Source organism: Comamonas sp. MYb69 (assembly GCF_037479315.1).
Taxonomy (GTDB): Bacteria; Pseudomonadota; Gammaproteobacteria; order Burkholderiales; family Burkholderiaceae_C; genus Comamonas.
This window is the reverse complement of record NZ_JBBGZG010000004.1, coordinates 282,672-296,157: the sequence shown is the minus strand read 5'-3', so window position 1 is coordinate 296,157 and position 13,486 is coordinate 282,672. Positions and strand designations below refer to the sequence as shown.

Annotated in this window: 12 protein-coding genes; 10 read left to right on the top strand and 2 right to left on the bottom strand. The window is 60.2% G+C overall.

Annotated elements, in window-relative coordinates; all coding sequences use genetic code 11:
* Positions 1–220 precede the first annotated feature (220 nt).
* The 7 genes from WH303_RS07655 to WH303_RS07625 are packed head-to-tail and all read left to right on the top strand — an operon-like array spanning position 221 to position 8,564.
* Positions 221–1,858: a methyl-accepting chemotaxis protein gene (locus tag WH303_RS07655; protein WP_021024699.1), complete on the top strand. Its 1,638-nt coding sequence runs from the start codon at positions 221–223 to the stop codon at positions 1,856–1,858.
* Between the two features lie 2 nt (positions 1,859–1,860).
* Entirely contained in the window at positions 1,861–2,343 is a 483-nt protein-coding gene (locus WH303_RS07650) for a chemotaxis protein CheW (protein ID WP_027010358.1), read from the top strand.
* The gene (locus WH303_RS07645; RefSeq protein WP_021024701.1) at positions 2,340–3,599 is read left to right on the top strand and encodes a CheR family methyltransferase; all 1,260 of its coding nucleotides are present in this window, start codon (positions 2,340–2,342) and stop codon (positions 3,597–3,599) included. The genes WH303_RS07650 and WH303_RS07645 overlap by 4 nt, the downstream gene beginning before the upstream one ends.
* Positions 3,583–4,269, top strand: a complete 687-nt coding sequence (locus tag WH303_RS07640) for a chemotaxis protein CheW (RefSeq protein ID WP_339517763.1) — start codon at positions 3,583–3,585, stop codon at positions 4,267–4,269. Before WH303_RS07645 ends, WH303_RS07640 begins: the two co-directional genes overlap by 17 nt.
* A 55-nt stretch (positions 4,270–4,324) precedes the next feature.
* The gene (locus tag WH303_RS07635; RefSeq protein WP_021024703.1) at positions 4,325–6,547 is read left to right on the top strand and encodes a hybrid sensor histidine kinase/response regulator; all 2,223 of its coding nucleotides are present in this window, start codon (positions 4,325–4,327) and stop codon (positions 6,545–6,547) included.
* Positions 6,544–7,551 carry a chemotaxis-specific protein-glutamate methyltransferase CheB gene (cheB, locus tag WH303_RS07630; RefSeq protein WP_339517760.1) on the top strand — a complete coding sequence of 336 codons (1,008 nt, stop codon included), beginning with the start codon at positions 6,544–6,546 and terminating at the stop codon, positions 7,549–7,551. The genes WH303_RS07635 and cheB overlap by 4 nt, the downstream gene beginning before the upstream one ends.
* Positions 7,548–8,564: a diguanylate cyclase gene (locus WH303_RS07625; RefSeq protein ID WP_084635584.1), complete on the top strand. Its 1,017-nt coding sequence runs from the start codon at positions 7,548–7,550 to the stop codon at positions 8,562–8,564. Before cheB ends, WH303_RS07625 begins: the two co-directional genes overlap by 4 nt.
* 367 nt (positions 8,565–8,931) lie before the next feature.
* On the opposite strand, the gene WH303_RS07620 is transcribed toward WH303_RS07625, so the two are convergent.
* Positions 8,932–10,122 (bottom strand): ankyrin repeat domain-containing protein, encoded by a 1,191-nt coding sequence (locus tag WH303_RS07620; protein ID WP_339517758.1) that lies wholly within the window; start codon positions 10,120–10,122, stop codon positions 8,932–8,934.
* 621 nt (positions 10,123–10,743) lie between these two features.
* On the opposite strand from WH303_RS07620, the gene proX reads away from it, so the two are divergent.
* On the top strand, positions 10,744–11,754 hold the full coding sequence (gene proX, locus WH303_RS07615; RefSeq protein WP_339517755.1) for a glycine betaine/L-proline ABC transporter substrate-binding protein ProX: 1,011 nt from the start codon (positions 10,744–10,746) through the stop codon (positions 11,752–11,754).
* Between the two features lie 84 nt (positions 11,755–11,838).
* On the opposite strand, the gene WH303_RS07610 is transcribed toward proX, so the two are convergent.
* Positions 11,839–12,093 carry a hypothetical protein gene (locus WH303_RS07610; protein WP_339517753.1) on the bottom strand — a complete coding sequence of 85 codons (255 nt, stop codon included), beginning with the start codon at positions 12,091–12,093 and terminating at the stop codon, positions 11,839–11,841.
* Between the two features lie 560 nt (positions 12,094–12,653).
* Here WH303_RS07610 and WH303_RS07605 point away from each other — a divergent pair.
* Positions 12,654–12,848 (top strand): hypothetical protein, encoded by a 195-nt coding sequence (locus WH303_RS07605; RefSeq protein WP_182345404.1) that lies wholly within the window; start codon positions 12,654–12,656, stop codon positions 12,846–12,848.
* A gap of 174 nt (positions 12,849–13,022) precedes the next feature.
* Positions 13,023–13,463: a hypothetical protein gene (locus WH303_RS07600; RefSeq protein WP_339517750.1), complete on the top strand. Its 441-nt coding sequence runs from the start codon at positions 13,023–13,025 to the stop codon at positions 13,461–13,463.
* Positions 13,464–13,486 lie beyond the last annotated feature (23 nt).

The following is a 13,486-nucleotide window of genomic DNA, read 5'->3' as shown; positions in this document are numbered from 1 at the left end:
TTGAGGCGAACAAAGAACAATTAAGCAGAGGGATCTTTGGCTTGCACTTTCGCGAGATTACGAAGGATCTACAGAGAACAGAACGGCCTGCGCAGCGCAACAGCCTAGCTGGATTTCAGCCTCAAACAGCGCTCGGCAGCACCAGCATACCCGGTAATTAAATGTGATTTGGAGTTCACAAAGCAATACAATTTGAGTACGTTTTATAGAAAGACATACGATGATGGGCCTAACGGTCAGCCAGCGGATATCCGCCAGCTTTGCACTAATTATTGCGGTGATGTTCGGGATGTCCGCCACCTTTTATATGCGTGCGGATTCGAACCATGAGCGGGCTACCGACGTTCTCTCCTCCGACCTCGCGGGCATGGGATTCGCTGGCCAGATGCGCCAGGATTTGACCCTCCATTTTTACCAGACGCTCAACCTACTTCGGGATGCGGAGGCGAATGCCGGTCGCAGCAGCGACGTGCTCACCGAAAACAAGGCGCAGTTGAGCGCGATCGAAGCCAGTTTAGACAAGGTTTACGCCAAATACCTCAACACCATCACCCGCCAGGAAGATCGCGATGCGACCGCGGAGTTCGCGCTTACACGTGAGGCGTATCAGAAAAATACGCATCTGCTGGTTGAAATTTTGGAGCGTGGCCAGGTCGCTGAAGCTGCGCAGTTGCGCAGCGGGCAAATGCTGCCGCAATGGCGCAAGGCGCAGGAGCAGGTCAGCAACATCGTTGACTTGAACCAACATGCCGTGGAGGAGGACATGCAGACGATTCAAGAAATCGCAAGCTCCAACAAGCGCTTGGCAGTCGGTGCGCTGGTGCTGGCTCTGGTGCTGGCCATTATTTGCGGTCTGCTCTTGCACCGCTCAATACTACGTCCTATTCAAGCAACCTTGGCGGCCATGAAAACGCTGGGTACGGGCGACCTTTCGAGCAAGCTCAGTCTGAACCGTAGCGATGAATTCGCTGCCATTGAGGCAGGCTTCAATGGCATGGTCACCTCGCTTCGCGAATTGGTTGTTCAAGCACAGCGTTCATCGGTACAGCTGACAACGTCCATCACTGAGATCGCTGCAACCACCAAGCAACAACAAGCCACCGTCACGGAAACGGCTGCGACCACCAGCGAAATTGGCGCAACTTCGCGCCAGATTGCCGCGACCTCTCGGGAGCTGGTGCGCACCATGGGTGATGTCTCGGCCCACTCCGAGCAAACTGCAGCGCTGGCCGGGTCGGGCCACCGAGGCGTAGTACGCATGGCCGAGGTAATGCAGGAGTTGACCAGTGCCTCCGAAATGGTCAATGCCAAACTCGCCCTGCTTAACGAAAAGGCTGGCGGCATCAATCAAGTCGTTACCACCATCGTCAAAGTCGCTGACCAAACCAATCTGCTGTCTCTCAATGCTGCGATCGAAGCCGAGAAAGCGGGCGAATATGGCCGCGGATTTGGCGTAGTAGCCACTGAAGTACGCCGTCTGGCGGACCAGACTGCGGTTGCCACCTACGATATTGAACAGATGGTGCGCGAAATTCAGTCTGCCGTGTCTGCAGGCGTAATGGGGATGGAAAAATTCTCCGAAGAGATGCGCCGCGGCAATACTGAAATGTCCCAAGTTGGCGACCAGCTGTCACAGATCATCCACGAAATTCAGGTTTTGGCCCCGCAGATGCAACAGGTCAGTGAAGGCATGCAAACTCAGTCCAGCGGGGCCGAGCAAATTGAGCAGGCCTTGAGCCAACTCACCGAAGCCAGTAGCCAAACCGTAGAGTCACTGCACCAGGCCGGCATGGCAGTTGAGAACATGAGCGATGTAGCCAACAATCTGCGCAGCGGGGTTAGCCGCTTCAAGGTTTAATCGTGGCATTGACCCCAGCAACGGAGCCTGCACCGTTGCACCTGCTGTTCAACCTGGGCGCTGATCGTTACGCCTTGCCTGCCAGCGTGGTTCGCAAAATCATGCCCCTGCAACGGCTCAAGCATGTGCCGGAGGCCCCCGCCTGGGTGGCTGGTTTGCTGTCCTACCACGGGGAGATCATTCCAGTACTGGATCTTTGCCAGCGTGTGTTTGGGCAAAAGGCTCGGCATAGCATCAACACCCGCATGGTGCTGCTGCACTATTCGTCGACCCAATCCCTTGGCTTGATCCTTGAAAAGGCCAATCAGGTGATGCGCCTGCCTAGCCCCGCACAACAGCCTACGGGGCTGGATGCAGGAGGCGCCTACCTGGGCGCCGTTCAGGCGCAAGGCTTGGGCGACATGATTCAGCACATCTCCATTGAAGGGCTGTTGCCACCGGATATGGTCCAGTTGCTGTTCCCGCCCCAGGGCAAGCTAGCATGATTGAACGACTGGAACACCTCTTGCGATCGCTTATCGGACTCGACGCGAGTACGCTGGGCCGAGGGGCAGTCGAGCGCGCGCTGCGGCAACGGTTGAAGGCCAACTCCATGGATGAAGAAGCCTACTGGAGCCATATCCGCCAATCGCAGACAGAGCAACGCGCACTGATCGAAACCATGGTGGTTCCTGAGACCTGGTTTTTTCGCTACCCTGAATCGTTCTCGCTGTTGACCACCCAAGCGAGAGCGTTACAACGCCGGCTCCCTGTCGGGCAACCTTTGCGCTTGCTCAGCTTGCCATGCTCCAGCGGAGAAGAGCCCTACTCCATGGCAATCGCCATGTTCGATGCTGATTTTGCGGCGCACGAATTTCAGATTGATGCGCTGGACATCAGTCAGCGCGTCATAGAACATGCGACCCTTGGCCAATATGGCGTGAATGCCTTTCGCGGCGATGATCCAGGCATCCGCGAGCGGTATTTTCAACGTGAGGCGGATGGCTCCCACCGCATCCATGAGAGGCTACGCGCCGTGGTGCGCTTTCAGTGTGGGAACATACTCGGCAGCATCATGCAGCCTTCTCTGACGGACTACGACATCGTATTTTGTCGCAATCTGCTGATCTACTTTGACCGACCTACGCAGTTGCGGGCGCTGACCAATCTCAAACGCTGGCTGCGCGCCGACGGACTGCTGTTCACTGGGCCAGCTGAAGCAGGCGTTCTAAGCCAACAAGGCTTCGAATCGCTGGATGCCGCACACAGTTTCGCGTTCCGCCGCCGCACCCTGCCATGCCCCCCAGTGCCAGCGCGCCCCATATTGCCTGCGGCGGTCACGCCGCGCGCGCCTTCGCCTTTGCCATTGCGTGCCACTTCGGCCGTACGCCCCATGGCGCCTTCACCAGCTGCCAAAAGTGAATCGCCGCCAACGGGAGATGCAACGGCTGGAATGCGCAAAATCACCGAGCTCGCCAATGCGGGACGCAGCGCAGAGGCGCTCACTGCCTGCGCACAGCAGTTGACCCTGCATGGGCCGACCGCCGAGTTGTTCTTCTGGTGGGGCTTGATATGTGACGGTGCGGGCCAGGCCGAGGCTGCCCTGCGCCACTACCGCAAAGCGCTTTACCTTGAGCCCTACCACACCCGAGCCCTGGCACACCTGGCAGCCCTGCTGGTGACACAAGGCGACCACAGCGGTGCGGCACGATTACAGCAACGGCTGAAGCAGAGAGAAACCCAAGATGCCGGCAAGTCCTGATCCCCATATCCCGCTAGAGCCCCCAGCTATTGACGCCTGCTGGCAGCGCATTGGTGTTCGCGGCGACCGCTCCTGCGAGGGGCTGCTCCAGCATGTTCATTGCCATAACTGCGAACGCTATGCCGAGGCTGCCGCTCTGCTGCTCGATCGGCATGAGCTGGATCTGGAGACGGTGGACGAGGCTTCGTTCGCGGAGAATCAGCAACCTGAGCCGCTGGCTGATGGCCAGACACTGTCAGTCCTGATCTTTCGCATTGGGCAAAACTGGTTGGCTCTGCCTTCAACGCTTTTGCTAGAAGTATCGTTGCCCGTGCCCGTTCACGGACTGCCTTACCCCCGCAACCGTTCACTGCGCGGACTGTGCAATGTACGGGGAACCTTGGTTCCCTGTATGGCGCTTGACCTGGTATTGGGCCTGACCACCGAGACCACGCCGCAAGACCGCCCCCACATGCTGATACTGGACACACCTGGTGGCCCACTGGTGACGGAGGTTCAGACCGTGGAAGGCATATACGCGATTCCACTTGCCAAGCTGCAAAAGACGGGCCATGCCAGTGGCCTTGCGGTCAGCCAGCTAGCCTCTGCGGTGATGCAGTGGCGGCAGCACAGCATCACGGTGCTCCATGCTGATCGCCTGTTGCAAGCCTTGTCCAGGAGCCTTAGATGATCCAACAAGCAACACCGCTGGCACATCTCGCGATGTATGGACCAAAGGTCAAGCCATGAGCCTTGATGCCTACAAAGACAGCTCCATGCTGGAGTTGTTTCGTCAAGAAGCGCAGGCACAAACCCAGGTCATGGATTCATGCCTGCTGGTACTTGAGCGTGAGCCTACCGATCCCGCGCAGCTGGAGGCCTGCATGCGTGCAGCGCACTCACTCAAAGGTGCGGCACGCATTGTCGGCTTAGATGTCGCTGTGACATTGGCCCATGTGATGGAGGACTTGCTAGTCTGGGCCCAGAGCGGCAAGGTCCGACTGAGCACCACACGCATCGACGCCCTGCTACGCGCTTCAGACGCATTGAGGCAGTTGAGTGAAGGGATCAGCGTGCAAGGGCTGCCTGCGCTGCAAGCAATCCTGGCAGAAGATACGCAGCAAGATGCGCCGGCACCCGATGCCATGCCGGACTTCACGCCGGCCTTGCCGGAAGAAGTCTCCCCCATTGAGACCAACGAGCCCGAGCCCGCCGGTGAACTGCATGACCGTATCCTGCGTGTGTCAGCCGAACGCCTGGACCATCTGCTCGATCTGGCGGGACGCTCACTGGTGGCTGCACAGCGTACCAAGTCCCTGGGCCAAGAGTTGGCACAGCTCAAACGCCTGCAAGACCATCTTGATCGATCCCTGCATGGGTTGCGCGATGCGCTGCTGGGACAGGAGCTACCGCCTCGTGCCAAGGCCTTGCTATCCGATGTGAACCACTGGACGCTGGAAGCCAAAAGCCAGTTGCAACAACACACAGCGGCTTTCGACAGCTTTGGCTGGGCCTTTGAGCAGCGCAGCCAGCGTATCTATGACACCGTATTGGCATCGCGCATGCGACCCTGCGCGGATCTGATGGCTGGCAAGGCGCGCATGGTGCGTGAGCTCAGTCGCAGTCTTGGCAAAGAGGTATGGCTGAATCTGGAGGGCGAAGAGGTACAAGGAGATCGCGACGTACTGGAGACATTGGAAGCACCACTGATCCAGTTACTGCGCAATGCGGTGGACCACGGCATTGAAAGCCCCGCACAACGGTTGGCCAGCGGCAAGCCCGCACAAGGCAACTTGGTACTGCGGGCTCGGCATGCTGCTGGGCTCCTGGTCCTTGAGCTGGAAGACGATGGAGCAGGCGTGGACCTCGCTCGCGTACGCGCCGCGGTCATCGCACGCAAGCTGGCCACAGAAACGATGGCCCAGCACATGCATGAGGAAGAATTGCTGGCTTTTCTGTTCCTGCCGGGTTTCAGCGTGAACGAGAAAGTCAGTGAGATCTCTGGCCGTGGGGTGGGCCTCGATGTGGTCCAGCACACGCTGCGTCAACTACGCGGTACGGTGCGCGTCCGCCAGCAACAGGGGCGAGGGACAGTGTTCCAGCTGCAACTGCCGCTGACCTTGTCGATGCTGCGCTGCTTGGTGGTGGAGATCAGCGGTGAGGCCTACGCGCTTCCGCTTGCGCAAGTGGAGCAGACTTTGCGTATCCCGGCGGACGCCATCAGCATGGTGGAGGGTCAGCAACATATCTGGGTACGTGAGCGCGCCATCGGTCTGGTCGCTGCCCACCAGCTTTTACAACTGCCGCATGGCAAATCCGATCCGCTGGGGCTCCCAGTGGTTTTGATACCGCACCACGACCGAAGCCTTGCCATTGCGGTAGACAGGATTGTTGGCGAGCAAAATCTGGCTGTCGTTCCCATCGACTCCCGCCTAGGCCTGCTGCGCGGAGTGGAGGCAGGTGCCCTGCTCGATGACGGCAGTCCGGTGCTTATCGTGGATATGGATGACTTGCTGAACTCCGCTGACAAGCTCTTGGGCGCAGGCCAAGTCGAAAGGGTTGCACGGTTGTCTGAAGGGCCGTCACTGCGGCGCAAGCGCGTATTGGTGGTGGACGACTCGCTGACCGTGCGTGAGCTGGAGCGCAAGCTGCTCATTGGGCGCGGTTACGAGGTGACTGTGGCCGTGGATGGCATCGATGGCTGGAACATTCTGCGTGCAGAAAAATATGACCTCCTGGTGACCGATATCGACATGCCCCGCATGGATGGCATTGAGCTGGTAGGCCTGGTAAGACGCGACGCACAACTGCAGTCCATGCCCGTGGTGGTTGTATCCTACAAAGACCGCGAGGAAGACCGCAGACGCGGCCTTGATGCGGGAGCCGACTACTACCTTGCTAAGTCGAGCTTTCACGATGAAACATTACTAGAGGCTGTACACATGCTGATCGGCGAGGCTGTTGAATGAAGCTTGGACTGATGGTTAACACCCCTGAGTTGGCGCAACGCCTCGAACACGCTTTGGAGCCGCTGCACGACATCCACTGGGTGGCACAAGACGAGACGCAAGCCTTGCGCCTGTGTCGTGACATGCCCACTGAGCTACTGCTGCTGCAACTGGGCACAGCTGATCGAGTGGCCTTTTCGCAACGTGTCATGAATGAGGCGCCATGCCCTTTGCTGCTGCTGGATCTGGCGACCGAGCTCCATACCGAATGGGCATTCAATGCCTTGGGCCACGGTGCCCTTGATGTGGTGCATCTGCCCGAATTGGCGAACGACAGCGCATTCAATCCAGCACTGCTGCTGCGCAAGATCCAGAACATCGCCTGGCTGGCCACGCCCCCGCAGCCTGTTACCCACCGAGCCACGCGCACCAGCGCGAAACGCGCATGCCTGATTGCCATCGGTGCCTCCGCTGGTGGGCCCGCCACACTCAACCAGTTGCTGCGTGAACTGCCTAAAGATCTTGACGCCGCCGTGGTACTGGTTCAGCACCTGGACGACAAGTTCTCTGCGGGCATGGCTGAATGGTTGGCGCGGGAATCAACGCTTCCGGTACGCCTGGTTCAGGCTGGTGAGATACCGCAGACCGGCGTGGTCTTGCTGGCTGGCCGCAATGAGCATTTGACGGTGAGCCGCCGCGGTGACCTGCAGTATTCACTCAAGCCTGACGCGCAAATTTACCGTCCGTCGATCGACATTTTCTTTCACAGCATTGCCGAGCAATGGCGAGGTGATGCCATCGGTGTGTTGCTAACGGGTATGGGGCGAGATGGGGCAGATGGGCTCAAGGCCATGCGCGAGCGAGGCTTTGCCACCATTACCCAAGACCAGTCCAGCAGCGTGGTGTGGGGAATGCCCAAGGCCGCCGTTGCAATAGATGCGGCAGCTGAAGTCCTAGCTCTGGACCGCATCGCCAACCGCTTGGCCGAACTATGCCGCTGGATGGCGGTAAAGAGAAATTCATGACTCCTATTCCAACTCTGGATGAAAACACCTCTGCCGGGGAGCCTGGCGAGCTTGAAGTCAAAGTTTTACTAGTAGATGACCAAGCGATCATCGGCGAGGCCGTACGGCGCATGCTGAGCCATGAGATCGGCGTGTCTTTCCACTACTGCGGAGACCCGAAAAAAGCCATGGAAATGGCTGAACACATCCAGCCGACCGTCATCCTGCAAGACCTGGTGATGCCCGGTGTTGATGGTCTGGACTTGGTGAGCCAATATCGCAACAATCAGAAATTACGCGACCTGCCCATCATCGTTCTGTCATCCAGGGAAGACCCGAAGATCAAGAGCCAGGCATTTGCAGTGGGGGCTAATGACTATCTCGTGAAACTGCCAGATGCTGTGGAACTGATAGCACGTCTCCGATACCACTCCCGAGCGTATCTGGCGATGAAGCAACGCGACCTGGCGAACCAAGCCTTGCGCCTGAGCCAACAGCAACTCCTGGAGAGCAATCTTGCGCTGCAGCGTATGACGAAGCTCGACGGCTTGACTGGCTTGTCAAACCGGCGGCATTTCGATGAGCACCTGGACCTGGAATGGAAACGCGCACGGCGAGAGAGAATTGAACTCTCACTACTGATGATCGATGTCGATTTTTTCAAATCCTATAACGACAATTTCGGCCATGTGATGGGCGACGAGACCTTACGCAGCGTGGCCCAGGTCCTTGCACAATCCTGCTCGCGCTCCGGTGATCTGGTCGCCCGATATGGGGGTGAAGAGTTCGCTATCATTCTGCCCAATACCTCGCAAGACGGCGCATGCTCGCTCGCCAATAGTGTGCGCCGCGCAGTCCAGGCACTAGCCATTGCACATGTTACACCGGTAGCCGATGCCACAGTGACGGTCTCCATCGGAGTTGCCACCATGGTGCCTGAGCAAGACCTCAAACCCATTGCATTGATACAGCGCGCAGACATTGGGCTGTACCAGGCCAAAGAAAGTGGTCGAAATCGCATCGGCGTAGCCTGAGTACGGTAAATTTCTGATTCGATGCGATCTTGATCAGCAGGGGATGGGCTTCCTCCGGCTCGCCAAAGCTCTGGTAGCGTTGGATGGTCGCAAGTCTACGCAGGGTGCGTCAAGGGTATAGTGCAGACCTGCGAGGACGGATTCTTGCAATGACTGCAACGGACTCACGCAAATCCCAACAAACCCAATAAGGCACCTTCGGACCAGGCCCCGACGCATACTCGCCCGCGCGACCCGGTGTCTGGCTCTGACCGCAAACAATCCCACCCCGTTAGAACTCGGCCTACGCTTGTACCTGTAGTAGATCGCAGGCCCTACCCGTGCATGCGATCAAGTCAAACCGCCCTGAGACCCAGCTTGCGCGGGCTCACAGGACCTGGCTGTCCCAGGTACTGCTGCCCTGGTAGCGCTGTTGCCAACGGTCGATGCGCCACTGGCCGGCCTTGCGCAGCAATGTGAAGCGACTCTCCACGATGGGCCAGCGGTTGGAGAAGAATTCCCCGCGCGTGGTCGCGCCCGCATAGGTGTCGGCCGACTCGGGCTCGTCCACGGGGAGCATGCGGTGCTGGGTGGTGATGGTGCATTGGTCAGCGCTTGGCCACTCCAGCGCCAGCAGGTCCAGGTGCAGCGGCAAATCGGGCTTGGCACTGATGGAGATGCGCGGGTACTTGCGCGGGCGCGGCGTGGCATAGGCCTGGCGCAGGGCCATCGCGCCCGCCAGCTGCTGCCACATCACGCCCATGTCCTGATGCGCCTCGGCGCCCCGTGCGCCAGCGATGGCCTGACTCGCCGCGCGCTCCCAGTGGTTCATGGCATGCACCCAGCTGCGTAGCGCCGCCGTGGGGCTGGCAAAGGCGGGGCTCAGTCGGTCGGCCAGCGCGGCGTGAAAGGCGCTGTCAAACGATGAGTCCTCGCCGCTGGCCAGGCTCCGCCAGTTGGGCTGCTGAAACGTGGGGAAGTCATCGGGCCAGTGCAGCACAGCCAGCAGTTCCTCGGGCCAGGGCAAGGTGCCGCTGGGCGGCGCCGGCGCAGCGGCACGCAGCGCGGGGGGCAGCAAGGCATCCAGGCGCGCGGCTAAGGCTTCGAAGCCGTTGCGGCGCGCCAGGTCGGCAGCGGTGGCGCCCAGGCCATCCTGGGCAGCCACCTGCGCAGCTGCGGCTAGCAAGAGGGTCACGGCCTCGTCACCACCCGCCTGGGCGGCGGTCATCAGCGGCGTGCGCCCGTGCTCGTCGGCCTGGTGCTCGGTATCGGCGCCGGCGGCGAGCAAAGCCTGCACCAGTGCGGCCTCATTGCCGCTGGCAGCCCAGCCCAAGGCCGTCCAGCCCATCACGGCATCGGGGGTGTTGAGCGCAACACCGCGCGCCAGCAACCACCTGACCGCCTCCGCCTGCTGGGCGATCACGGCCTCGATCAGCGGCGTGCGAATGTTCCACAGGGCCGACAGGTCGTCGCCCGCTTCGGCCAACGCGGCCAGCGTGCGGATATCGCCGCGCGCTGCGGCCTGGTTGCCTGCGCCGGCTGAGGTATCGATAGGGGTTCCAGAAGCAAGCTGTGGCATGGGAGGGGACTGCGAGCCGGTCGTACATGGAAGGAGTGATGGACCCGAAGTTTAGGGCCCCTGCCATGGGCGAGTGATGTGTAGTGAGAGAACCCTGCGCCGAAGCCCGGAACTCCAATCGCAGATGGCTTTCCCCATCTCTGACAGTGCCCTTCCCCCGCCCCCATGAGAGCCCTGCAGCGCACCGGATAAACGCCGCGCAAGCCTTGACTGCTTTAGACTCGGGAGTTATATTTATCAGCTTCTTAAAGCCAACAGAGCATGTTGGTGCTTCGGTACTACTCGCGGACCAGCTTGCGTCCCGTCGCGGTACCTATTTTCTTGCGTGGGGTGCTGCTGCCCCACCGCCCTGCGTCGTCAACCAAAGCCTTGTCCCTCCCGCTGGACGCCGATCCACGATCGGCAGGCCTTGCTTGCGCCGTCTGTCTCGCCGTCTTTAGCGCCTGCCTTGCGGCTGTGGAACATGGCTGCCTTGGCTTGGGCGGCTATCGCCCAGCGCATTGCATTGCCGCAGGCTTGCCGCCATGGCGCAAGAGACCTCCCTGAGCTCGGCTCAGGCGCTTGCGTGGCGCCAAGAGCCTAGCTCGCTTTCTCCAACCGCTTGTATAGGAAATACACCGCATGATGAACACCCGACACTTTGCCCGCACCCTGCTCGCCAGCGCCCTGCTGGCCCTTGGACTGTCCACCCACGCTGGCGATCTGCCCGGAAAGGGCGTCAAGGTGCTGCCCCTGCAAAGTTCGTTGGCCGAGGAAACCTTCCAGACCCTGCTGGTCACGCGTGCGCTGACCAAACTTGGCTATGACGTGCAGCCCGTCAAGGAGGTCGAGTACCCGCTGGCGCATCTGGCCGTTGCGCGCGGAGACGCCACCTTCATGGCCAACCATTGGAATCCGCACCACTCGGAGTTCTACAAAAGCGTAGGGGGCGACGCCAAATTGTCGCGCAAGGGTGTGTATGCAGCCGGCGCCGCCCAGGGCTACATGATCGACAAGAAGACAGCCGATCAGTACGGGATCACCCACCTGAGCCAGCTCAGCGACCCCAAGCTGGCCCGGCTCTTCGATACCAACGGCGACGGCAAGGCCGATCTGGTCGGGCCCAGCGCCGGTTGGGGTGGCGAAGCCGTGGTGAACCACCAGCTCGCCGCCTTCAAGCTGCAAGGTACGGTGAACTACACCCAGGGCAACTACCCTGCGCTGATCTCGGACACGCTGGCCCGTTATCAGCAAGGCAAGCCGGTGCTGTTCTACGCCTGGACCCCCTACTGGTTGAGCAATGTGCTGCGCTCGGGCAAGGACGTTGTCTGGCTGGAAGTGCCGTTCTCGGCCATGCCTGGTGTTCAGGCGGGCACGGACACAAAATTGTCCAACGGCAAGAACTACGGCTTCCCTGTCAACAACGAATACATCGTGGCGAACAAGACCTTTGTCGAAAAGAACCCCGCCGCCGCCAAGCTGTTTGAGATCATGACGCTGCCCATCGGGGACATCAGCGAGCAAAACCGTCGGATGCACGACGGCGAGAACCGCCAGCAGGACGTGGAGCGCCACACGGACAGCTGGATCAAGGCCAACCAAAAGACCTTTGATGGCTGGATCGAGACAGCGCTGAAGGCCGCCGCAAGCTGACCTGGGTTTGCTCTGAACGCTGGGCGCGCAGCTTCTACACCTCGGCAACACCCACGCAGGCCGCCTGACGCGTCGACCACGCACTCATTGATCAGCGCCTTGTGCACGGATCAGATCGCGCACTGCAATGGCCGTCACCAAAAGCGCCAAACCCGCGGCGCTCAGGGTTGCCGCCGTGTAGAAGCTGATCAAAGCCCAGTAAAGGACGGGCTGCTCGGCGGCAAGGATGTCAGGTCCTTTGCGGTTGTTCAGCACCCCAGAGCGCAAGCTCTCCACCACTTCGGTCGCGCCGATAACGCAACCCCAGCCGATCAAGGCCGCGATGGCGAGCGCTGCCATCGACTGCAGCCACGGTCGCCGTCGGCTCGGGGTATTCGGGAGGCCCATCACCTGCTCACTGACTTGGCAAAGGCCCAAAGGCCCATCGCTTCGCAAAGGAATGCCGCACTACTGCATCTCGCTGGCCACACCCCCTGTGCGCGATGCCAGGCAACGCATGGGCATACGGTCTGGCTACCAGTCCGGCATAACATCCAGCGCGTCCCTTGCATCCCAGGCGCTGAGCCGTACCGCGCCAGGCACTGCTGTAGTGATCGGCCAGGTGCTGCACACAGCCCTCCGGCAACACCGGGAGGGTCCGTGCCTGCATAGGCCCAAAGCGAGATTGCTCCACTGGCGTTGTTTCCTTTTAGTGAATCCGATGTGTGGGAACCCATCCGTCGCACATTGTCTGATTTCCATCGGGTGGTGGTGCGTATTGCATGCGCTTAAATCGTCTCTACGTTGGGATGGTGCAATTGTCATGCCGTCAAAAGCGCAAGGCCGCCCAATAGCAGGCATGGGAGGACAAGTTGGATTTAAACACCTTTGAGTCTCGCGCCACGAGGGCAACACAGAGCATGTTCTCCTTCGCAGCGTTTGTTGCAGCGGCCGAAGATCTGTCGACGGATCCACGCTATGCCGATGCCTGGCTGGATGCAGAGATCGTGAATGCACTGGCTCTGGCCGCATGGGAAGAGCAGGGACGGCTAAATGGACTGCGCAGTGGCAGCAGACCTTCAGGAAGGATGCCATCCAAGCCATGGCCGCATTGATAAACGCCGGCAAAGCGCGCCTGTAGCCGCGACACATCCGGCCAGTGCTTGCTGTCCCGGTAGCTGCCATTGCAACCGTCTGGGATCAGCCAATTCAGGCAAAATCCAGATGATCGGGGCAAACCTGGCACCAGGTCTGCCGGGAAGCCCACTTTGAAGAATGGAACAACACCAATGGCACTGACGAAAAAGGGCGAGTTCATGTACGGGACGACGTCGGGCGACACCCAAGCCGAGCTGCGCAGCTACAGCGTTGCGAATGGCCATGAGGCCACCCGGTTTGCCTCGTCCAAATGCGAGTGCGGCTCCCGGACTTTTGCGCTGCAGACCGACGAAGAAGCCGGCGTGGCCATCCGCACCTGCTCCGACTGCGGGCAGGAACACCTGATGGGCGACAGCGCCGACTACATGGAAGAGGCCACCCCCGAGGGGCACGCCTGCGTCTGCGAGAACGAGGTGTTCGAGCTGGTGTCCGGCGTCTCCGTGTACAAGGGCACCCATGACGTGCGCTGGTACTACATCGCTTGCCACTGCGTGGAATGCGATCTGGTGGGGGTCTTCGCAGACTGGAAGTGTGAAGCAGGTGATGCGGCGGCCTTCCTCGCCAAGGTATGAGGGCGCCGCCCGCAGAGGCGCTA